A 20596-nucleotide genomic window follows, 5' to 3' on the forward strand; every position below is an offset into this window, starting at 1 on the left:
ATCTTATGGAAGATGGGTACGTTGGCCAAGCATCCGCTATTCCCGCGAGAAGAACATCAGGGCCGCTAGCCACAAACGTCCGTCTCAAGACGTTGACCTTTATCAACAATTATATTTTTACTTATTTGTTTCATAAGCATGAGTAATGCTCTCGCTATTTGTAACGAAAATGTTACAAATAGCGAGAGTCAATATGTCAATTTGTATCGCATCTACGGCTGTATCCCTAGTCAGTAGGGATTTTCTGATACAAACACAATAGGTTTAAAACCCTATTTAGATGTTATGGAATATTTCTCATTACAGTAGCCACTTCACTTTTGCAAAGTATTTTTTGTAAATGCTTTTGTGAGTGCTGGGTCAATACCGACCAGCTAATGAGTCCGACTGGCAAGCCCGCCAACGTTTACTAAGCGCGGACAAACTTGCCAACCGGCGGTCATCACTTCCAGTAGAAGAGAGAACACACAGAGGAAGGAGTCAAACTGCATGTTCACCAACGTCAAGCCCACTGTGAGACATATCTCACCCGAGAACCTTGGCGAACGGTCCTTGATGAAAGTGGTTTACGTCGTTTTAGAACCACAGTATCAAAGTGCTCTGTCAGCAGCTGTTAAGTCCATCAACGCTAACAACCCTCATATTGCCGTCGAAGTTAGTGGTTATTTAATTGAAGAACTTCGCAGTAACGATAACTACGAGGCCTTTAAGAAAGACGTTTCCGAAGCCAATGTCTTTGTTGCCTCATTAATTTTTATTGAAGAACTGGCTGAAAAGGTTGTTACTGCCGTCACACCACACCGTGACACCCTTGACGTGGCTGTGGTGTTCCCATCCATGCCCCAGGTCATGCGCCTCAACAAGATGGGGAGCTTTTCTATGGCTCAGCTGGGGCAGTCAAAGAGTGCCATTGGCGAGTTTATGAAAAAGCGCCGCCAAAAGCAGGGTGGCAGCTTCGAAGATGCCATGCTCAAGCTCTTGCGCACCTTGCCTAAGGTTCTCAAATATCTACCGGTGGACAAGGCCCAGGACGCCCGTAACTTTATGCTGAGTTTTCAGTATTGGCTAGGCGGCTCTCCGGAGAACCTGGAGAATTTCATGCTGATGCTCGCTGACCGCTACATGTTTGGCGATAAGGCTATTGAGGGTGCTCCAGAGAGCATGGAGTACGAGGAACCCGTTACTTATCCTGACACTGGCATCTGGCATCCCCTTGCCCCTTGCATGTATGAGGACGTCAAAGAATATCTCAACTGGTACAGCTCGCGCCAGGACCTACCGGCTTCCCATAAGCGTGACAATGCCCCCTGCGTCGGTCTAGTGCTGCAGCGCACTCATCTAGTGACAGGGGACGAAGCCCACTATGTGTCCATGGTTCAGGAGCTTGAATATCTAGGGGCTCGTATCATTCCTGTCTTTGCAGGTGGTCTGGATTTCTCCAAGCCTGTAGAGCAATTTTTCTACGAACCTGTCAGCCAGGAGCCTCTCGTGGACTCCGTGGTTTCCCTAACGGGTTTTGCCTTGGTGGGTGGGCCTGCTCGTCAAGACCATCCAAAAGCAATCGAGTCGTTGCAGAGGCTTAATCGTCCCTACATGGTGGCTCTGCCCCTTGTCTTTCAAACTACTGAAGAGTGGGAAGACAGCGATCTGGGCCTGCACCCCATTCAGGTAGCCTTGCAAATGGCAATTCCTGAATTAGATGGGGCCATCGATCCGATTGTGGTCTCTGGTCGTGATGGTATGACTGGTCGCGCCATCACGCTGCAGGATCGAGTAGAAATGATTTCCCAGCGTGCACTCAAGTGGGCCAATCTGCGCCGAGTTGAGCGTGCCCACAAGAAACTCGCTATTACTGTCTTTAGCTTCCCCCCTGATAAAGGCAATGTCGGTACTGCAGCTTATCTAAATGTCTTTGGCTCTATCTATGAGGCCATGGTCGAAATGCAGGAGCAAGGCTACACCGTTGAGGGCATGCCTGAATCAGCTGAAGCTTTGATGCTTGAGGTGATCAATGACGCCCAAGCCCAGTACAACAGCCCTGAACTGAACATTGCCCATCGCATGTCGGTGGCTGAGTATGAAAAACTCACCCCTTACTCCCAGCGCTTAGAGGAAAACTGGGGGCCGCCGCCAGGAAACCTCAACACCGATGGTCAAAATCTGCTGGTGTACGGAAAAACCTACGGCAATCTGTTTATCGGGGTACAGCCCACCTTTGGTTACGAAGGTGACCCGATGCGGTTACTGTTCTCCCGGTCCGCTAGCCCCCACCATGGCTTTGCTGCTTACTACACCTTTATCGAAAAGATTTGGAAAGCGGATGCAGTGCTGCATTTTGGCACCCATGGCTCTCTAGAGTTTATGCCGGGTAAGCAAATGGGGATGTCTGGTCAGTGCTATCCCGATAACCTCATTGGCAGCACTCCCAATCTCTATTACTACGCTGCCAATAACCCCTCTGAGGCGACTATTGCTAAGCGCCGTGGTTACGCAGAAACCATTAGCTACCTCACTCCCCCCGCCGAAAATGCAGGTCTATATAAGGGATTGAAGGAACTCAGCGAGCTAATTGGGTCTTACCAAGGGCTGAAGGAAGGGGGACGTGCGGTTTCCATTGTTAATGCCATTATCGAGAAGGCTCGTCAGGTTAACTTAGACCGTGACGTGACGCTGCCCGACGTAGAAGACGCCAGCGAAATCAGCAAAGAAGACCGCGATACCATCGTGGGTAAGATTTACATCAAGCTGATGGAAATCGAGTCTCGTTTGTTGCCCTGTGGGCTCCATGTCATTGGAAAACCTCCCACGGCGGAAGAAGCTGTGGCCACCTTGGTGAATATTGCTGGGCTAGATCGTGAAGAAGAGGGTTTTAAGAGCCTGCAGCGCATTATTGCTGAGAGCATCGGTCGCGACATCACCGAGATTTACAACAATAGTGACTTGGGTCTCCTAGAGGATGTTCAGCTGCTGTATGACATTAATGAAGCGACGCGGGCGGCCGTGGGTGCCATCGTTAATGAGCAGCTAGACGATGAGGGTCGTGTATCCCTCAAAACCATGTTGAAGTTCTTCAACTTTGGTAAGCGCAAAGATCCTTGGGTGGAAGCGCTGCATAACCATGGCTACAAGACTGTTGACGAAGAGGCTCTCAAGCCCTTGTTTGAGTATCTACAGTTTTGTTTGAAGCAGGTTGTTGCCGATAATGAGCTGTCATCGTTACTCCGAGCATTAGATGGAGATTACATCCTACCGGGTCCTGGTGGTGATCCAATCCGTAATCCGGATGTGTTGCCCACTGGCAAAAACCTCCATGCTCTTGATCCTCAATCTATCCCGACCACTGCAGCGGTGCAGTCAGCCAAGATAGTGGTTGATCGTTTACTCGAACGCCAGCGTCAGGAAAATGGTGGTCAGTATCCAGAAACCATTGCTTCTGTACTTTGGGGTACTGACAATATCAAAACTTACGGTGAATCCCTGGCTCAGATGCTCTGGTTTGTTGGGGTGAAACCAGTACCCGATGCATTGGGGCGAGTAAATAAGTTGGAGATTGTTCCTTTAGAAGAACTAGGGCGTCCTCGAGTGGACGTGGTCATCAACTGCTCTGGTGTATTCCGTGACCTGTTTGTCAATCAAATGGCACTGCTGGATCGGGCTGTGAAAATGGCGGCTGAAGCCGATGAGCCTCTGGAAATGAACTTTGTGCGCAAGCATGCGCTTAAGCAAGCTGAGGAGATGGGTTTATCGGTACGCGAAGCTGCAACTCGCATTTTTTCAAATGCATCGGGTTCCTATGCGGCTAACGTTAACCTGGCAGTTGAAAATAGCAGCTGGGAAGAGGAATCTGAACTTCAGGAGATGTACCTCAAACGCAAGTCCTTTGCGTTTAATTCGGATAATCCGGGTGTGATGGATCAGTCTCGCGACTTGTTTGAAGCGTCTCTGAAAACAGCCGATGTCACTTTCCAGAATCTAGACTCGTCTGAGATTTCCCTGACTGATGTTTCCCACTATTTTGATTCTGACCCGACTAAGGTGATTGGGCAGTTGCGAGATGATGGCAAGAAACCCACTTCATTTGTTGCGGACACGACCACAGCTAATGCCCAGGTGCGGACGCTGTCGGAAACAGTTCGTCTAGATTCTCGTACTAAGTTGCTCAATCCCAAATGGTATGAGGGCATGCTGGCTAACGGTTACGAGGGTGTACGTGAGCTGTCGAATCGATTGGTTAACACCATGGGATGGTCAGCTACAGCCGATGCTGTAGACAACTGGGTTTATGAAGATGCCAACACCACGTTTATCGAAGATGAAGAAATGTGTAAGCGTCTGATGGATCTGAACCCTAACTCTTTCCGTCGGATGGTAACGACATTGCTAGAGGTCAATGGCCGTGGCTATTGGGAGACCAGTGATGAAAATATCGAACGTTTGCAGGAACTCTATGAAGAAGTTGAGAACCGTATTGAGGGCGTGGAGTAGTGGATGTGAAGAGTTTCTAGACAGCAATCATGGAACACACTAGGAGCGTTGTCTAGAAACAATTGTTTTCAGCCAAAACAAACTGCACAGGTCTTTGAAGAGGACTGTGCAGTTTGTTTTTGAATGATGATGCCACTTCACCCAGGCGTCTTAAATAACAAGCAAATAACAAGCCCATTGATGAAAGTTATAGGTAGGCGAGCGGTTGCTCAATGTGACACTTTCATTTACGTAACATATTTATGACGCAGATGAAAACATTCTCATAAGCTAAATACCCATAGACGTGTGAGGTGATTACGGTGGGACAGCGTTTATGGCATGCTCTGATGCTCACTTTTAGCGTCTATCTGCTGTTTGTTTTTCAATCTCTTGAGGGCAACTCGTCCTTAAAGAAGGCTGATCCCAGTAGCAATGTTCACGAAATGATTTCCTGGTTATTGTTGTGAGGCCTATCCTAGGGTAAGGCACAAAATTTGCGTACTCGATCAAACTCTGGATCTTGCCAAGAATAGGCAAAGTGACTGACTGAGTTGATATTAGGGGCGGCCTGCTGGATTGCTGCCATCTGGGCTTCTAAAGATGGTCGATTATTGATGGATTTGCCCCATATCCCTGCCAAAGCAGGACGGACATTAGCGGCATCATTTTGACGTAGGACCATTTGCACGTCTTGAACAATGCAGCGAGTATTGCCACAGATACTGTATGCCATCGGATGCCAGCTTATGGATTTGGAGAAGCGATTCCAGTGCTGCAGGCGAGAGTCATAGCCTTGGGTGCCAACAGGTTGATTGGCAGTGGGGAAAAAGACAGCCCCAACCGGTATATTTTGCTGTTTGACGGGTTGGGAAGCGGTGTTAAGAAAGTCGATCACCCCTTGTACTGCATGGGCAACGCTCAACCGCCAGAGTTCTAACTGGAGGGCCGGACGACGCACGGAAAGTGGTATATCGCTTGTACTCCCAGATGGTTGTCGACTCTGCCATAGGGGCTCGGCTTCATTGGGAAACCGTTGATCGACACTCTCCAAATCGCTTTCTATTAGATAACCTCGATTGAGAAACTGTCGAATCAGTTCTCTACCTTTATTGTTGAGAGCTCTCTGGAGCAGTGAACTTTGGGCAGCACTGCCGTAAATCCAGAGATCGTCTACATGACCAACGACAGAGTTGCTGCCTGTGCCCCGTGGGTAGCGAATATAGTCAAACAGAACGCCGTCTGGTTTGCGCTGCAGGACTAGCTGCAGCATGCGAAGGTAGTCGTTCTGGGCCTGATAGTTATAGGGATCGATAAAGATTTCTTCGGGGTTATTGCTGCCACCTCGACTGGCAAACGCTGAGGTGGTCTCACCGCTACCATTGCGGGCAAGCACCTGCTGGCGATCGCTTCGTTGGCCATAGGAATAGCCAAAATTCATGGTGAACATCCAGGCATATACTTTGAGGCCACGCTTGCGACCTGCTGCGATCGCATCCGCCAGCAGATCTCGGTTTTCATAGCCTCGCTGTTGTACCACACTGGGCCACGCCGTCCGATTGTCTCGCTGAGGAAGCAGCACCTGACCGTTATAAAACACTTCCACATAGACTTCGGTGTATCCCAGATTGAGCACCCGGTCCATTAGGGCATCCAGCACTCCTGGCTGTAGGTCACATGGGTATAACCGCAGCCAGGTGGCCTGCTGGCGTGGCCACTGTCGCTGGCGACAGGTCCGTAACATATTGGTGTGGCGTTTAAGCAGATCTTCGTATTGTGCGATCGCAGTTGCATCGCCACTAGCCGCCTGCTGGCGCAACGTTTCCTTAGCATCCACCTCAGCTTGAGAAAGTTGGCAATATTGATTGAGATTGCTAGCTTGAGCTGCTCCAGGCATAGGGCGATGGACTAGAGCAACGGTCAGTAATGCCAACAGCCCACCCCAAACGCGCTGCCTGCTGAAGTACTGAAGACCTACCATGGCTGCCAATATGAATTACGCGATAAACAATATAACCACAGAGGGTTAGCAGATGCCCATTAAATCTCATCTCTTGAGTGACTAGATGTGGCTAGATACAATAGACCAAGATTATGGGGTGTGACATCCTACCACAGCTATTCCTCCGACGTATCTGGCACAATTGGTGACTCTAAGGTTACCAGCAGATCCATGAGCTTCATCCGTTGGATATAAGGCCACCCACCATGCAATTCAATATCCTTTAGCAAGTTATACAAATGCTGTCGATTGGTGGGCAATGACTCTTGAAAAAGCGTTTCGCGGATATCTCGATGAAGCCCCTCTAACTGCCTCAATAGCGCTAAGAGAGCCTCACAATTGTTTTCTCTTTTTTGAGCCGCAATTTGCACTGCTAACCTAATTTCCTCAATGTCAGCAGCTTGTTCACCAGAGATGTCTGAAGAATACGGTTCCATTGAGTCAACCTTAAACCTGATGCCCCCAAAACCTGAAGGTTTCGACATTGTAGCCCAGATAGGTCGATTCACCTGTTCTAGATCAACCGTTAGAAGTGTTAACCAATGCACCTGATTTAGCAATTTTCAGCATGCACCGGGGACTCGTCCGTGTAAAATACTTTCGGGAAGGTTAGTTGGCTATCCTAAAGGGCGACTGAGGTCAGCCTACCCAAGAGCTTTTTAAATTTGCGTAAAAAGTTTTAGGTATAGACAACGTCAATAGGCCCCCAGTCGGTTTTATAACCACTGACAAATTCTTGCATAAATACTTTTGTTTGAGGTTGACCATGAGGTATCGTGCCCTAATCGTTGCATTTCTAGCGCTCTGCATGGGTGTACTAACAGCATGTAGTGATGCTCCTAGTGCTAGTGGTGACACTCCCTTGACCTACGATCAGATTAGAAATACCGGACTAGCAGGTAGCTGTCCTCAGGTTTCTAGTGTTCGTCGCGGAGAGATTCCTATCGAAGCCGGACAGGCTTATCAAATTGCCGGCCTTTGTCTAGAGCCAACTAGCTATTTTGTTAAAGAGGAAGCGGCCAATAAGCGTCGCGAGGCTGAGTTCGTTCCTGGTAAATCTTTGACCCGTTATACATCCAGTCTTGATCAAGTCAGCGGTGATTTAGAAGCGAACGCTGATGGCAGTTTGGTATTCCGAGAGAAAGATGGCATGGATTTCCAGGCCGTAACTGTCCTACTGCCTGGTGGAGAAGAGATTCCTTTTCTCTTCACCATCAAGGGTTTGGTTGCTAAAACTCAGCCTGGTTTGAGTGCTGTGACCTCTTCTACTGACTTCATTGGTGACTATCGTGTGCCCTCTTACCGCACCTCTAACTTCTTAGATCCTAAGGGACGTGGTCTAACTACAGGTTACGATACAGCCGTTGCTCTACCAGCTGGTGGAGATACTGAAGAGCTGGTCAAAGAAAATATTAAAGCTTTCAATATTGGCCAGGGTTCAATTTCTCTTCAGGTTGAGAAGGTTGACGATGTTACAGGTGAAATTGCAGGCACGTTTGAGTGTGATCAGCCTTCTGATACTGATATGGGAACGGCTGAGCCTTCCGATGTCAGGGTTCAAGGTGTGTTCTACGGTCGTGTAGAAACATTGGACGCATAGAAGGCTAGGACTGGAGAATACTGACATTCTTATTGAGCTGATACTTAGCATTCTCTGGCAACATTTCAAAATTTCAGAGGTAGAAAGTTCTCCGGAGCTTTCTACCTTTTTTCCTTTAAAGGACATGCTCTGTACGTAAAGTCAGCATGAAGAATTGATCGCCTATAGACGGCAATCTGCTGGCCCACAGCTTAGACTTCCGTATATACGTCATTGCTTTGGCCAACTTCTATCCAGTAGCTTGTTGCTGGCAGTTTACGTTAATTAAGTTGCAAGCTGTGATTTCAATCACTGTGCTCTTCATGCTTGATCTTCACTATTAAGTCATTACATTAAGGTGATGGTCTAGGGCTAAACCTTCATCTTAAAGTTCCTGTCTTTAATAGCTCAATGCTGCTTCAAACCGATAGTGGGTAGAGGGTGAGCATATACGTGTCAAAGGGGTTCCCCATGTCGTCCAAACTCAATAAAGCGCTCAAAAGCGAAACTCTAGAGATACTGAATGATTATCAAAAAAATCGTTCAGCGGAACTGCGAAACCAGCTGGTCAAAATGAATCTGGGGTTAGTGCGTCGAGAAGCCCATCACTGGTTACATCATTCCAATGAAACCTTTGATGATTTAATGCAGGTTGGTAGCTTAGGTCTGATTCGTGCCATTGAGCGATTTGACATGTCCAAAGGCTATGCATTTAGCTCCTTTGCCATTCCCTATATTCGGGGCGAGATCCAACATTATTTACGCGATCGCAGTGCTATTGTGCGAATTCCAAGGCGATGGCAGTCACTTCAGCATCAATCAGCCCGAGCTATTCGCCAGCTACAAGAATCACTAGATCGCAAGCCCACCGACCAAGAAATTGCCGACCACCTCAAGATCTCAGTACAGGAATGGCAAGATGTCAAGTTAGCCAGTCGAAATCGTTCGTTACTGAGCTTGGATGCGCCCATTCAAGACGAAGGCAGCGGCTCGGCATCCCTGAGCGATTTGCTCCCTGACCCCAAATATCGCAGTTTTCAGCTAGCCCAGGAAGATCGGATTCGGCTTCAGCAAGGTCTAGCTCAATTAGAGCGTAGAACCCAAGAAGTGCTGGAGTTTGTATTTTTACATGACTTAACCCAAAAGGAAACTGCCGAACGCTTAGGGATTAGTGCCGTTACGGTATCTCGTCGAGTCAAAAGTGGACTCAAGTTACTACGAGATCTGATGTCTCCAAGTGAGGAAGATGAAAAGGATTTTGCCTAAACCTCTAGGCATTCCACACAACTTATCTTATACTTTGCGAACAAAAGCCCTTGGAGGATGAAAGATGCAGCGTCTGCTCTTGGTATTGCTAATAACAACTGGGGCAGTTTCCCTGAGTGGTTGTGGATTCTTTAATCGCGGCGACAGTGACGAAGCTGCCGTTGAGAATCTAACCATTCCAGCGGAGCAAGCTCCCCAAACAGTACAAACGGCGGACGGTCAGTTGCCTAACCTCCCAGAGGGTGAAGGGTCTGATGGTGTTGTAGTTGCAGCTTCACCAAATTCTCCGACGGTTGTTGCCCGTGACCTAATTCAGTCAACCGACCCTAACGAGCGCACAATAGGGGTAGAGCGGACCCGCCCGGATCCCTTTGCTGGTTTAACCATTCCCCTAGTGCCACCGCAGCCCATTGAAGTAGAAGGAGCCAACACCAACAATAGGGCTGGCGGTCGTGCCACCTCTAGTCAGACGGCCTCTGTTAACAACTCAGGCTCCTCGGCTACTGCTGCTGCTCCGAACTCAGCCACACCTTTGGAGCGCCCTAGCGTGGCAGAAGTGCGGAGTGTGGAATCGAGTCGTCCAGAAATTGCTGCGTTGCCTGAGATTCCCCAGCCAACGACAGCTAAAGCGGTTCGTGTATCGGGTGTGATCCAAATTGGTGGCGCTCCCTATGCCATCATCAAGGCGCCCGATGAAATCGAACGCTATGTCAGACAAGGAGAACGCGTTGCCGGTGGGCGTGTGCTTGTGAAGCGAATTGATACGGGTTCGGCAGAGCCACGGGTGATTTTGGTAGAGAATGGTATCGAGGTAGAGAGTTTTGTGACTGCTGCTGATGTACCCGTAGAAGAGGCACCTGCTGCTCAACCAGCCGATACGGTGTCTACTATCAGTACGCTGCCAGAACTGCCGAGCCCTGGGATTTAATCATTCTGCGGTTATAGTCATGGGCTCTGTAATAGGGTGAAGCTTAAGGGCTGAGCCTGCTTGGGAGCGCATGAATAGTTTATTGCACCAACGATAATTTATTAGACAAGGGGACTCTCGTTTGTCTAATGAGCTTTTTAAAGAAATATTGCCAAAATCTGCGATATGCAACAATTCTTAAATCCTCAGGATGTCAGTTCGGTTCAGCGGAGTAGTACCCTGGTGAACAGGTAGCTTGCTGCTTGCATTAATCACTCGTCTTTGCTTAAGAGAGGAATATTCATGGTTAAGCGTGGATCTAAAGTACGTATCCTTCGGAAAGAGTCTTATTGGTTTCAAGATACTGGTACGGTTGCTTCCGTTGACCAAAGTGGTATCAAGTATCCGGTCGTTGTTCGTTTTGATAAAGTTAACTACGCTGGCGTCAACACTAACAACTTTGCTGAAGGTGAAGTTAAGGAAGTTTAATCGGTCTGGCGATTTAGAGTGGCTTGGTAGAATTAGCTCAGTCGTTTGTCTAATGTGCCTTGCCAGAACTTCCTGAAGTAGAAACTGTCCGACGGGGTCTGAGTCGAGTTACTCTGAACCAACCTATTCGGGGTGGGCACGTGCTGTTAAATCGCAGCATTGCTCACCCCATTTCTATTGAAGATTTTTTGCCTGCCCTTGAGGGAGCTGAGATTATTGCCTGGCAGCGTCGGGGTAAGTATTTACTCGCTGCTTTATCACGCCAGCAGCAGCCTGCTGGCTGGTTAGGATGCCATTTACGGATGACGGGGCAGCTGCTGTGGGTACAACAGGCAATGCCGCTATCTTCTCACTGCCGGGTGCGTTTATTTTTTGATGAAGGTCGCGAGCTACGCTATGTTGACCAGCGCACATTTGGTCGCTTATGGTGGGTGCCCCCAGATACACAGCCTGATCAAGTGATGACCGGGCTACAGCGTTTGGGGCCAGAGCCCTTTGCCGATGATTTTTCCCTAGACTACCTGCAGACTTGGCTTGGCCGTAGGCAGCGCCCGGTCAAAAATGCCCTGCTGGATCAGGCTATGGTGGCGGGTATTGGTAATATCTATGCGGATGAGGCCCTGTTTTTAAGTGGTATTCGGCCAAGTGTAAGGTGCGATCGCATCTCCCTACGCCGTCTCAAACGCCTACACACCGCTATCCAAAAAGTTCTCACCGATAGTATCGAAGCTGGTGGCACCACCTTTAGCGATTTTCGCGATATCCATGGCACCAATGGCAACTATGGCGGTGTCGCCTGGGTCTATGACCGCGAAGATGAACCCTGCCGCGTATGCGAAACCCCCATCAAGCGCATTAAGCTGGCTGGGCGTTCAGCCCACTATTGCCCCCATTGCCAGAAATAGTCTAAATAGGCGCGATAATATACTCACCAGTTATTTTTCACCAATTATTAGCGATGGCTATCAAAAAGGGTACCTTTGTTCGAGTTGTTCGCGAAAAACTAGAAAACAGTGTAGAAGCCACCGCTAGTGATACTCGCTTTCCTCCTTACCTATTTGAAACCCAAGGAGAAATCATCGACATTCGAGATGACTATGCCCTCGTAAAGTTTGGTCGGGTGCCCACCCCTAACATTTGGCTACAGGTGGAGCAGCTCGAAGAGTTCAAATAAGACGGGCTATGTATTAAGAATCCTGCTGGGATCCTCCAAAAGCTATGTAGCCCTTGACACAATGGAGATATAAATCTATTGAGTGAACCGTCTCTGGGCGACTTTTGGAGTCTGGGTGGCTGATTGATTGGCCAAAGTGCCCTCAAGCGGTCCATCAGGAGTCCCATGGTAGTAGCTCGTTCCTCCTCTCAGACTGCGGTTAATGCAACTGCGATCTCGCCAGCGCGGGCTGGTCAGGTCGCTATCCCCAAAATCACCATCATCGGAGCTGGTAACGTCGGCGCCAGTCTTGCCCGCAGTTTACTTTCCCAAAATTTAGGCAATGTTGTGCTGTTGGATATTGTTGCCGGTCGGCCCCAAGGATTAGCTCTGGATATGGCCGAGGCCTGCCCCCTGGAAGGCTGTACTCACCACATTATCGGCACAAACGACTATCAAGATACCGCTGACTCGCAGGTGATTGTGATTACGGCAGGTTTGCCCCGCAAGCCAGGTATGTCCAGAGACGATCTGCTTAAAGTCAATGGCCGCATAATTTTAGATGTCGTTGCCAATGCCCTGCCGCATTCCCCTGATGCCCATTTCATTCTGGTAACCAACCCCTTGGATGTGATGGCCTATCTGGCTTGGCAGACTAGCGGTCTTTCCCCTAGCAAAGTTATGGGACAGGCAGGTGTGTTGGATTCCGCCAGATTTCGCACATTTATTGCCCATGAGCTAGGCGTACCGCCCCAGGATGTATCGACTATGGTGCTCGGGGGACATGGTGATTTGATGGTACCGCTGATCAGCCACACCACCGTTAGTAGTATTCCGCTGACAGAGCTGCTATCTACTGCAAAAATTCAGGAACTCGTAGAGCGCACCCGCCATGGCGGCGCGGAAATAGTCAATCATCTCAAGACTGGTGGAGCGTTTTATGCGCCAGCCGCTGCCACCGCCACCATGGTGGCGGCCATCTTGCAAAATCAGTCAGCCATACTCCCCGTTTCGGCCTATCTAAACGGTCAGTACGGCCTCAAAGATATTTACCTGGGGGTGCCCTGCCACCTCGACAGTAGTGGAGTTGCTTCCGTTGTAGAGCTTTCCCTAGCAGCGGACGAACTACAGGCACTGCAAGCCTCTGCTGATTCGGTGCGCAAAACTTTGAAAAATGCCCTGCCACTATTGACAGCTTGAATATTCTAAGTCAAGAAAAAATCTAGGCTACAGGGCCTAAGGACGAATCCGAGGATACTCATTCATCAGACGTCTCACCTCTTCCGCATGGTAGGAACTGCGGGTCAGCGGTGACGAAACCACCTGCAAAAAGCCCATGGCTTCACCCACCTGTCGCCACTGATCAAACTGCTCCGGTGTCACAAAGTCCTTTACGCCCAGGTGCTTTTGGGTAGGCTGTAGGTACTGCCCAATGGTGAGGATGTCGCAGTCCACCGTTCGTAAATCAGCCATTACCTGACGGACCTCCGCATCGGTTTCCCCCAGACCCACCATGATGCCTGACTTGGTATAAGCCCAAGGGGCAAGCTCACGGGTTCGTTGCAGCAGTTCGAGACTGCGCTGATAGTCACCCTGAGGGCGTACCCTTCGATAGAGCCGAGGAATGGTCTCCGTATTGTGGTTTAGCACCTCAGGCGCTGCCGATAGGATAATCTTGAGGGCCTCCCAGTTAGCGCACAGGTCAGGAATCAGCACCTCAATGGTGGTGTTAGGGGACAGCCTGCGAGTCTCCTCAATGCAGCGCACAAACTGGCTAGCGCCGCCATCGGGCAGATCGTCTCGATTTACCGAGGTAATTACCACATGGTTTAGACCCATGCGGCGAACCGCCTCTCCCAACCGTAGAGGCTCAGTTGGGTCTAATGCCTGGGGCTTTTTCTCAAAGTCGATATCGCAGTAAGGGCAGGCCCGAGTACAGGCTGGACCCATAATCAAAAATGTGGCCGTTCCAGCACTAAAGCACTCACCAATGTTGGGGCAAGATGCCTCCTCACACACCGTATTGAGGTCGAGATCTTGCAAAATGCTTTTGACATTGCCCACCCGTTCCCATTGAGGGGCTTTGACTCTGAGCCAGTCTGGTTTAACGGTCACACTACTTTGCCTTTATAAACGATACAAAAAGCGATACAAACGCGTCGGCGCTAATGCCTACTGATTCTAACAATTTCAGGTGGAGACATAGACCTTCTGTTTAAACCGGGTCGCTTGCATGTCCAGGAGCCCAAAAATGGGGCCAGCGCCATGCTGATGTAGGTAAGATAGGCAGTAGGACAATACCTCAGCGTCTGTAGGTCTTCTATCGAGTCTTTTCTCCAATGCAAGGTCTTCATCCATTGGCTCACAGTTTTGCCCTGTTGTGCGTTGGTTCGGCCCTGGGCTTAACCTTGCTGGAGTGGAACGATCCCTTTAGCTGGAAGGCTGCTAATGCTCAACCGAGCGATGTTATCAGCAACCTCAGCACTCGCATTTCCATTACTAATGGTCGCAGACCGCGCTTTGTCAGTCCTATTCCCAAATCGGATACTCAAATCGTGGTGCAGTTAAGCCAACGAAAAATAGATGTTTATCGTCGAGGTGAAGTCGTCAAACAATACCTTGTGGCCGTTGGGCAATCCGAATGGGAAACGCCAGAAGGTACGTTCAACGTGATTCACAAGAGTGACTATCCTGCCTGGCAGCATCCAATTACGGGTGAGATTGTCCCAGCAGGCAATAAGAATAACCCCCTAGGCTCCCACTGGATCGGCTTTTTGTCCACGAGTGATGGCCAAATTGGGTTTCACGGTACTAACGAAGAAAGTTTGATTGGAGAAGCCATCTCCCACGGCTGCATCCGCATGCTCAATGACGATATTGAGGATCTATACACCTATGTCGAAGTGGGCACGCCAGTTACGGTGAAGCGTTAACTATCTAAATTAAGTATCTAAGTAAGTGTCTCAATATAAAATTATCTGCGGACGCTGAAACATCTGTTTTCTATGGGCTAAAGCGTTTGGGTGATAGAGATAACAGAGGCGACAGAAGGCAGCTGATGGTTTACCTTACTGTATAGAGAGTAAACAAAATTTAAGTAATTTGACGTTTTCTATTGCTAGAAAACACTGGGTCTCTGTTGCGCCGATCTGTTGAGTAATTTTTTATCCAATGAGTTTTAATCCAGTCTGGATTTCTGGAATATTTCTGTGGGCATTAGCCCTTTATTTGATGTTTTCCCCCGTTGTCCTGAGATTGGTGGAAGCACTAGAGCAACAGGCAATGGGCTGGTTAGTGTCTGCCAATAAGCAAAACGCCTCTGGGGCAGCAGAGTTTTATGCTTCGGTGATGAGTATTGTGCCGTTTGTCTTGGCGGGTGGTCTTTGTAACTATTTCTTGGATATGAGTTTGGGACAGAGCTGGACCCTGAGCTTTGGCATTATTGCCTGTATGGGCAGCGGTGTTTATGAGCTGGGTCGCCGTGATGGTGAGGCTAATCAGGACTAGGCAAGGTTCAGGTGGTGACGGGATGTTGGCCATAGAAGGGGGTGACCTCTCGCCAATCAGGGGGAGAGCCTGTTTGCCACTGGTCATGTCCCAGCTGTAGCAGCGATGTAGTGGTTTCAGCTAATCCCACCCCTGACTCTAAACCGACTTGCATTAACGGTTTAGGCCATTGGGTTTGTTTAAGCTCCCAATCACTCGCGGGTAAGACTACATCTGCTAGCGTCGAGGTCAGGGTTGTCCCTGTCCAGCTATAGACAGCTCCATAGACGGCTCCTCGCTTAGCGGGCATGGTAATGGCAATATCGGTGGCGGCCGGATCAGAAGCCATGGTGTGATGGGCGACGGCAGCAAGCGCCGAGATGCCAAACAGCGGGATATTGAGCTGCTGAGCCAGGGTGCGGGCAGTGGCCACACCGATGCGAGTGCCTGTAAATCCTCCAGGCCCAATGCACACTGCAATAAAATCCAGGTCTTGCCAATGCTGAGGGGGCATAAACCCTTGGAGTAGGGCGTGGAGCTGGCTAGACAGATCGCGTCCGAGCGTCCAATCTTGATGACGGTGGATTGTATCAAAATCGCTGATGGCTAAGCCCAGTTCAGGAGTAGACGTGTGGAGTGCCAGGCCAAACATTAGAGCCTCCCTTCAGATGCAGATGCTTGAGTAGCAGCAAAATAGAACCCTAAAACCAAAGTGCGATTTTGCCACTTTTTGAAACTGACCGACCGTCGAAACATTAGATACGCCACATATCCTACAAAGGGAGAGAGCCATAGGGGCTCCAGAGCACCTAAACGTACTGAATTAGTGACACTCACGACGCACAGGATTAGACACCCTAGGGATAGGTTGCGAAACATGATGTGGGAAGCCACCAATGTATCGGCAGCGGCGACAGATGGACTGTTGCGCTCACGCAAATAGGCCTTGAGGCGGCTATCCATCCAACTCAACTTTTTGGGGATCCCGATTGTTTGCCGTAACTGTAGTGTTAGACGGTCTTCAAAATTGGCAGGATCTAGTTGCTCTGACTGCTGCTTCTTTAAGGCTTTGTCCCGATCCGCCAGCTGATTACCAAAATATGTGTATTCACATTTGAAGAGTTTGCATAAACGCAGGAAATACCGCCAACTCAGTCCTTGGATGGTACCACCGATGATGTAGCTGACTAGGAGAAGAGTGAGCGCGATCGCAAATGCCCCATCCCCCGACCCGTTCTCCTGAATCACCTCTACCAGCTCTGCCAAACTCTCCACCGGGTGATAGAGCAGAAATCCTGCTAGGACAAATGGAGAGCCGCCAATAATAGCCGCAAATAATTCAAAGGGACCAAGGGAATACTTCAGCTGCTCCATGGGGTGAAATGCATACAGGGACAGTTATGGCTTCATTAAACCGAGCTAGCTTCCTGATGGACTGGTGGCATCAAATTCTCGCCTACTTCAGGATAAATGTCATGACCAGCGGGAGATGATCTGAGGCTGTACCGGCTTCGGTGACGACTCGGGTATTTTCTAGCTCAATGGTGGCGGGAGTATAGAACAGATAATCGAGCTTGTGTTCAGGTGGCTCTGAGGGAAATGTCGGTTGATTAGCCCACTGGTCCTGGGGGGTGGCCGATGTAAATAGCTCGGACTCAGTCATAATTTCAATTGACCGCTCCCCTTCCTCAGGCCGATTGACCGCACTGTTAAAATCTCCCACCACCAGCACTGGCAACTCCTGGGCATAGGTTTCCGCCAGCTCTCGAACGGCGCGGGTTTGATTTAACCGAGTGGGGTTATCAAACGCCTCTAGGTGGATGTTGATGACGATGATGGAGCGGTCCTGAATCTGAATCTGGGTGACCTGGGCCAGACGATCCAAATAGACCGCATTGTAAAAAAACGGACGACTGGCCACTTTCTCTAGTACCACCCGCTGATTTTCAACAATCGGATAGCGACTCAGGACGGCCTGCCCCGAAACGATTTTGCCGAAGTGGGCCGATATGGGCCAGTAGGGAAAGGGAACGTAGTTTTTATTCCAGTTGATGGCCAACCCCGCCGCTGGAAAATCTAAGGCACTGGCTAGGGCCTCCACCTGATTGACGCTATAGGAACGCTTGGAGGCTAGGTCAATTTCTTGGAAGGCGATGATGTCAGGATTGAGGGGTTGCAGCGCTGCGATCGCACTCGACAAATTATCATCAAACAGTTGTTTAGACCGTTCCACCGCCTGATTATTGGTCAACCCAGACAAATAGCCAATGTTATAGGACACCAGCGTTAGTGAGTTACCCGTCACCGGGGCGGCAGTATTCGCATCATAATTCACAACAGCTGTGTAGTTCTCTTCGGGGTAGCTACCGGCTGTAGCCCACGCATAGAACACAGCCATGGCCAACGCTAAGGAGCCTAAAACCGTCAAAATCAACCTTAAAACCATAGAGCACCCCTGAATCTGCAGCTGATGGCTTAGAGCCATGTCACTAATTATCTGCTGTTCCCTTCACAACCGATAAAGTTCACTCCAGAATCGTTGGAAATATTCCCCCAGGTGTCCCTCATTTGGGTAATCTGATGATGCTTAACGATGCTTTACGCCCTCCATGTCCGTCAAAAACCTCATTTTCTTTGGTCTGCTGATATTTGTCCCCATTTCTGCGACTGCCCATTTCCTAGGTTGGGGTGAGCTGGTTGTTTTTGTCACAGCGGCCATCGCCATCATTCCCCTTGCTGGATGGATGGGCCATGCCACCGAAGAAATCGCTGTCGTTTTGGGACCCTCTCTCGGAGGTCTGCTCAATGCCACGTTTGGTAACGCTACAGAACTGATTATTGCGCTGATTGCGCTCAATGCTGGACTGATCAATGTCGTTAAGTCCAGCATTACCGGCTCGATTATTGGCAACCTGCTGCTGGTCATGGGGCTATCCATGCTGTTGGGGGGCATCAAGTTCAAAGAGCAAGACTTTCAGCCGGTGATTGCCCGCATGAATGCATCATCGATGAACTTAGCGGTGATTGCGATTTTGATCCCAACCGCAGTGGATTTCACGTCCCCGTCTATTACTGAACCAACATTGCAGCGTCTGTCTGTGGCCGTCGCCATTGTCTTGATCCTGGTATATGCGCTCACTCTGCTGTTTTCCATGAAAACCCATGCCTATCTCTATGATGTAGGTACCGCTGAAGAAGAAGGCAGCGAAGCCGAGCCTCACGCAGCCCCAAATCTGCCCCTGTGGATTGGGGTACTGCTGGTTGCCACCTTGGTTGTGGCGGTGGAGTCAGAGTGGCTAGTGGGATCCTTAGAGGTGGCCACGAAACAGCTGGGTCTTTCTGAACTCTTTACTGGCGTTATCTTGCTCCCCATTATCGGTAACGCTGCAGAGCACGCCACCGCCGTCACCGTAGCTTTGAAAAACAAAATGGATCTATCTGTGTCTGTGGCCGTGGGTTCCAGTATGCAGATTGCTCTGTTTGTGGCTCCGGTGCTGGTCATCGCTGGTTGGCTCATGGGTAAACCCATGGACCTGGACTTTAATAATTTTCAGCTGATCGCCGTAGCTGTATCGATTTTGATTGCTAATTCCATTAGTAGTGACGGCAGTTCAAACTGGTTAGAAGGAACACTGCTGCTAGCAACCTATACGATTATTGGTCTTGCGTTCTTCTTCCATCCGATGATTGAAGGCATTGGTTAATAGGGTTAATTAGCGTGGCGACCTACTGGTTTGCAGGCAATTTATATCAGGATGCGCAACTATCAATAGCCTCTGATCATCCTGCCTTGGCCTACGGGGCCAGTGTATTTACCACGATGCGGGTTTATGAGAATAGCTTGGAGCATCCGCTGACATCGTGGAGATGGCACTGCGATCGCATCTCCCAATCCCTCAACGCATTTCACTGGCCCCAACCGGACTGGCAACGCATTGCTCAAGGTTGTCAGACATTGATGACAAGCTATCCCGTTTTACGATTGGCCATCCTAGCGGATGGTCGCGAGTTAATCACCGGTCGTCCCCTGCCCAAAAATCTAAACCAGCAGCAAGCCGCAGGCGTCACAGTCTGGGTGGCCCCAGCCCCGCAGTATCAGCGCAGTTTGCCAGGTCATAAAACCGGTAACTATCTCCCCTGCTGGTTAGCTATGCAGACCGCCAAGACTTACGGAGCCCGCGATGCCATCTTGGCAACTGCTGCTGGAGAATGGCTAGAAACCAGCACTGGCAACCTATGGGGCTACCAGGACGGGCGCTGGTGGACACCGCCCCTAGAGTCTGGACTCCTGCCGGGCATTCGCCGGGCTCAATTGCTCAAAACCTTACAAAAACAAGTCATTACCGACAGACCCTGGACCGTAGATTTAGCAAAAACGTTTGAATGCCTTGCCTACAGCAACTGCGTTGTAGGCATGATGCCGATCCACACAGTTCTGCTAGGGAATATTAAACTAAACTATAGTTCTACTCACGAAGGTCTAAGTGCCCTCAGGCAAATGTTTGATGGATCTTCGCTGTGCGAACACAACTGCTAAGCAGCGTAATCGATGCAGAATCCTGAAATGCGTTAACATAAGTTAACAACTATCAGCTCGGCATAAGTAGACTCGCTGACATTGCTGAAAATAAAAACTTTTAGGAGGCTTACTCCCTGTGAATAAGCGCTGGAGAAACGCAGGACTCTACGTATTATTAGTGGTTGTCGTCATCGCACTGGCCACCGCATTTTTTGAACAGCCTCGAATTGAAACTGAGGCATGGCGCTATAGCCGTTTTATCAATGAAGTTGAAAATGGCTCCATTGAGAAGGTCTATATTAGTGCCGATCGCGCTCAGGCCAAGTTTCCTGACCCAACCGGTGAAGAGCGCCGGATTGTCGTAAACTTACCCAGCGACCCTGGTTTGGTCGATATTCTGACGGATAACTCTGTCGATATCGAAGTTCAGCGACAGGCCGAAGAAAATCGGTTGTTGCAGGTCTTGAGCACGCTGCTCATTCCCGTACTGCTACTGGTTGTACTGTTCTTTGTCCTACGGCGGGCTCAGAATGGACCCGGCAGTCAGGCCATGAACTTTGGTAAGTCAAAGGCTCGTGTGCAAATGGAGCCCCAGACCCAAGTCACCTTTGGCGACGTAGCTGGTATCGATCAGGCCAAATTGGAGCTGACCGAGGTTGTTGATTTTCTCAAGAATGCCGACCGGTTTACTGCCGTTGGCGCCAAGATTCCCAAGGGTGTGCTGCTTGTCG

The 20596-nt window shown here is 49.6% G+C and carries 19 protein-coding genes; 13 read left to right on the plus strand and 6 right to left on the minus strand.

Features of this window, described 5'->3' with window-relative positions; translation table 11 throughout:
- The first annotated feature begins 489 nt into the window (after positions 1-489).
- On the plus strand, positions 490-4485 hold the full coding sequence (locus IQ260_RS10475) for a magnesium chelatase subunit H (RefSeq protein WP_193993052.1): 3996 nt from the start codon (positions 490-492) through the stop codon (positions 4483-4485).
- Positions 4486-4942: 457 nt separating this feature from the next.
- Here IQ260_RS10475 and IQ260_RS10480 read toward each other — a convergent pair whose 3' ends face one another.
- Both IQ260_RS10480 and IQ260_RS10485 read right to left on the minus strand, forming a co-directional pair.
- Positions 4943-6445, minus strand: a complete 1503-nt coding sequence (locus tag IQ260_RS10480; RefSeq protein WP_193993053.1) for a glycoside hydrolase family 10 protein — start codon at positions 6443-6445, stop codon at positions 4943-4945.
- Between the two features lie 137 nt (positions 6446-6582).
- Complete coding sequence (locus tag IQ260_RS10485) at positions 6583-6903, minus strand: hypothetical protein (RefSeq protein WP_193993054.1); 321 nt, start codon at positions 6901-6903, stop codon at positions 6583-6585.
- Positions 6904-7232: 329 nt separating this feature from the next.
- On the opposite strand from IQ260_RS10485, the gene psbO reads away from it, so the two are divergent.
- The 7 genes from psbO to mdh all read left to right on the plus strand — a co-directional run bounded on the left by psbO (position 7233) and on the right by mdh (position 13060).
- Positions 7233-8066, plus strand: a complete 834-nt coding sequence (gene psbO, locus IQ260_RS10490; RefSeq protein WP_193993055.1) for a photosystem II manganese-stabilizing polypeptide — start codon at positions 7233-7235, stop codon at positions 8064-8066.
- A 450-nt stretch (positions 8067-8516) separates the two neighbouring features.
- Positions 8517-9311 (plus strand): RNA polymerase sigma factor SigF, encoded by a 795-nt coding sequence (locus IQ260_RS10495; RefSeq protein ID WP_193993056.1) that lies wholly within the window; start codon positions 8517-8519, stop codon positions 9309-9311.
- A 64-nt stretch (positions 9312-9375) separates the two neighbouring features.
- Complete coding sequence (locus tag IQ260_RS10500) at positions 9376-10239, plus strand: hypothetical protein (protein WP_193993057.1); 864 nt, start codon at positions 9376-9378, stop codon at positions 10237-10239.
- 282 nt (positions 10240-10521) lie between these two features.
- Positions 10522-10707: a photosystem I reaction center subunit IV gene (locus IQ260_RS10505; protein WP_193993058.1), complete on the plus strand. Its 186-nt coding sequence runs from the start codon at positions 10522-10524 to the stop codon at positions 10705-10707.
- Between the two features lie 59 nt (positions 10708-10766).
- Positions 10767-11612: a DNA-formamidopyrimidine glycosylase gene (locus IQ260_RS10510; RefSeq protein ID WP_193993059.1), complete on the plus strand. Its 846-nt coding sequence runs from the start codon at positions 10767-10769 to the stop codon at positions 11610-11612.
- A 53-nt stretch (positions 11613-11665) separates the two neighbouring features.
- Positions 11666-11881, plus strand: a complete 216-nt coding sequence (gene ndhO / locus IQ260_RS10515) for an NAD(P)H-quinone oxidoreductase subunit O (RefSeq protein WP_193993060.1) — start codon at positions 11666-11668, stop codon at positions 11879-11881.
- Between the two features lie 165 nt (positions 11882-12046).
- Positions 12047-13060: a malate dehydrogenase gene (gene mdh, locus IQ260_RS10520; protein WP_193993061.1), complete on the plus strand. Its 1014-nt coding sequence runs from the start codon at positions 12047-12049 to the stop codon at positions 13058-13060.
- 36 nt (positions 13061-13096) lie between these two features.
- On the opposite strand, the gene lipA is transcribed toward mdh, so the two are convergent.
- Positions 13097-13975: a lipoyl synthase gene (gene lipA / locus IQ260_RS10525; RefSeq protein ID WP_193993062.1), complete on the minus strand. Its 879-nt coding sequence runs from the start codon at positions 13973-13975 to the stop codon at positions 13097-13099.
- Between the two features lie 224 nt (positions 13976-14199).
- Here lipA and IQ260_RS10530 point away from each other — a divergent pair, with 224 nt between their 5' ends.
- Together IQ260_RS10530 and IQ260_RS10535 are read left to right on the plus strand one after the other, a co-directional pair.
- Entirely contained in the window at positions 14200-14793 is a 594-nt protein-coding gene (locus IQ260_RS10530) for a L,D-transpeptidase (RefSeq protein ID WP_193993063.1), read from the plus strand.
- Positions 14794-15031: 238 nt separating this feature from the next.
- Positions 15032-15367: a hypothetical protein gene (locus IQ260_RS10535; RefSeq protein WP_193993064.1), complete on the plus strand. Its 336-nt coding sequence runs from the start codon at positions 15032-15034 to the stop codon at positions 15365-15367.
- Positions 15368-15374: 7 nt separating this feature from the next.
- Here IQ260_RS10535 and tsaB read toward each other — a convergent pair whose 3' ends face one another.
- From tsaB to IQ260_RS10550, 3 genes are all read right to left on the minus strand, one after another.
- The gene (gene tsaB / locus IQ260_RS10540; protein WP_193993065.1) at positions 15375-15998 is read right to left on the minus strand and encodes a tRNA (adenosine(37)-N6)-threonylcarbamoyltransferase complex dimerization subunit type 1 TsaB; all 624 of its coding nucleotides are present in this window, start codon (positions 15996-15998) and stop codon (positions 15375-15377) included.
- Positions 15998-16720, minus strand: a complete 723-nt coding sequence (locus IQ260_RS10545) for a hypothetical protein (RefSeq protein ID WP_193993066.1) — start codon at positions 16718-16720, stop codon at positions 15998-16000. Before IQ260_RS10545 ends, tsaB begins: the two co-directional genes overlap by 1 nt.
- An 82-nt stretch (positions 16721-16802) precedes the next feature.
- A complete protein-coding gene (locus tag IQ260_RS10550) occupies positions 16803-17792 on the minus strand; it encodes an endonuclease/exonuclease/phosphatase family protein (protein ID WP_193993067.1) in 990 nt (329 codons plus the stop codon).
- Positions 17793-17955: 163 nt separating this feature from the next.
- Between IQ260_RS10550 and cax the strand changes: the two genes are divergently transcribed.
- The 3 genes from cax to IQ260_RS10565 form a co-directional block, all read left to right on the plus strand.
- Entirely contained in the window at positions 17956-19050 is a 1095-nt protein-coding gene (gene cax, locus IQ260_RS10555) for a calcium/proton exchanger (protein ID WP_193993068.1), read from the plus strand.
- 14 nt (positions 19051-19064) lie between these two features.
- On the plus strand, positions 19065-19883 hold the full coding sequence (locus tag IQ260_RS10560; protein ID WP_193993069.1) for an aminotransferase class IV: 819 nt from the start codon (positions 19065-19067) through the stop codon (positions 19881-19883).
- Positions 19884-20001: 118 nt separating this feature from the next.
- A partial coding sequence (locus tag IQ260_RS10565; RefSeq protein ID WP_193993070.1) for an ATP-dependent metallopeptidase FtsH/Yme1/Tma family protein occupies positions 20002-20596 on the plus strand: 595 nt, incomplete at its 3' end.

The sequence above is a fragment of the Leptolyngbya cf. ectocarpi LEGE 11479 genome (assembly GCF_015207065.1).
GTDB lineage: Bacteria > Cyanobacteriota > Cyanobacteriia > Phormidesmidales > Phormidesmidaceae > Leptothoe > Leptothoe ectocarpi.

Bases quoted from the DNA above. Each gene is read 5' to 3' on its own strand.
- psbO (WP_193993055.1), top strand. From the start codon at position 7,233: ATGAGGTATCGTGCCCTAATCGTTGCATTTCTAGCGCTCTGCATGGGT.
- IQ260_RS10530 (WP_193993063.1), top strand. From the start codon at position 14,200: ATGCAAGGTCTTCATCCATTGGCTCACAGTTTTGCCCTGTTGTGCGTT.
- ndhO (WP_193993060.1), top strand. From the start codon at position 11,666: ATGGCTATCAAAAAGGGTACCTTTGTTCGAGTTGTTCGCGAAAAACTA.
- IQ260_RS10495 (WP_193993056.1), top strand. From the start codon at position 8,517: ATGTCGTCCAAACTCAATAAAGCGCTCAAAAGCGAAACTCTAGAGATA.
- IQ260_RS10485 (WP_193993054.1), bottom strand. From the start codon at position 6,903: ATGGAACCGTATTCTTCAGACATCTCTGGTGAACAAGCTGCTGACATT.
- cax (WP_193993068.1), top strand. From the start codon at position 17,956: ATGTCCGTCAAAAACCTCATTTTCTTTGGTCTGCTGATATTTGTCCCC.
- IQ260_RS10550 (WP_193993067.1), bottom strand. From the start codon at position 17,792: ATGGTTTTAAGGTTGATTTTGACGGTTTTAGGCTCCTTAGCGTTGGCC.
- IQ260_RS10500 (WP_193993057.1), top strand. From the start codon at position 9,376: ATGCAGCGTCTGCTCTTGGTATTGCTAATAACAACTGGGGCAGTTTCC.
- IQ260_RS10505 (WP_193993058.1), top strand. From the start codon at position 10,522: ATGGTTAAGCGTGGATCTAAAGTACGTATCCTTCGGAAAGAGTCTTAT.
- mdh (WP_193993061.1), top strand. From the start codon at position 12,047: ATGGTAGTAGCTCGTTCCTCCTCTCAGACTGCGGTTAATGCAACTGCG.
- IQ260_RS10545 (WP_193993066.1), bottom strand. From the start codon at position 16,720: ATGGAGCAGCTGAAGTATTCCCTTGGTCCCTTTGAATTATTTGCGGCT.
- tsaB (WP_193993065.1), bottom strand. From the start codon at position 15,998: ATGTTTGGCCTGGCACTCCACACGTCTACTCCTGAACTGGGCTTAGCC.
- IQ260_RS10475 (WP_193993052.1), top strand. From the start codon at position 490: ATGTTCACCAACGTCAAGCCCACTGTGAGACATATCTCACCCGAGAAC.
- IQ260_RS10480 (WP_193993053.1), bottom strand. From the start codon at position 6,445: ATGGTAGGTCTTCAGTACTTCAGCAGGCAGCGCGTTTGGGGTGGGCTG.
- IQ260_RS10535 (WP_193993064.1), top strand. From the start codon at position 15,032: ATGAGTTTTAATCCAGTCTGGATTTCTGGAATATTTCTGTGGGCATTA.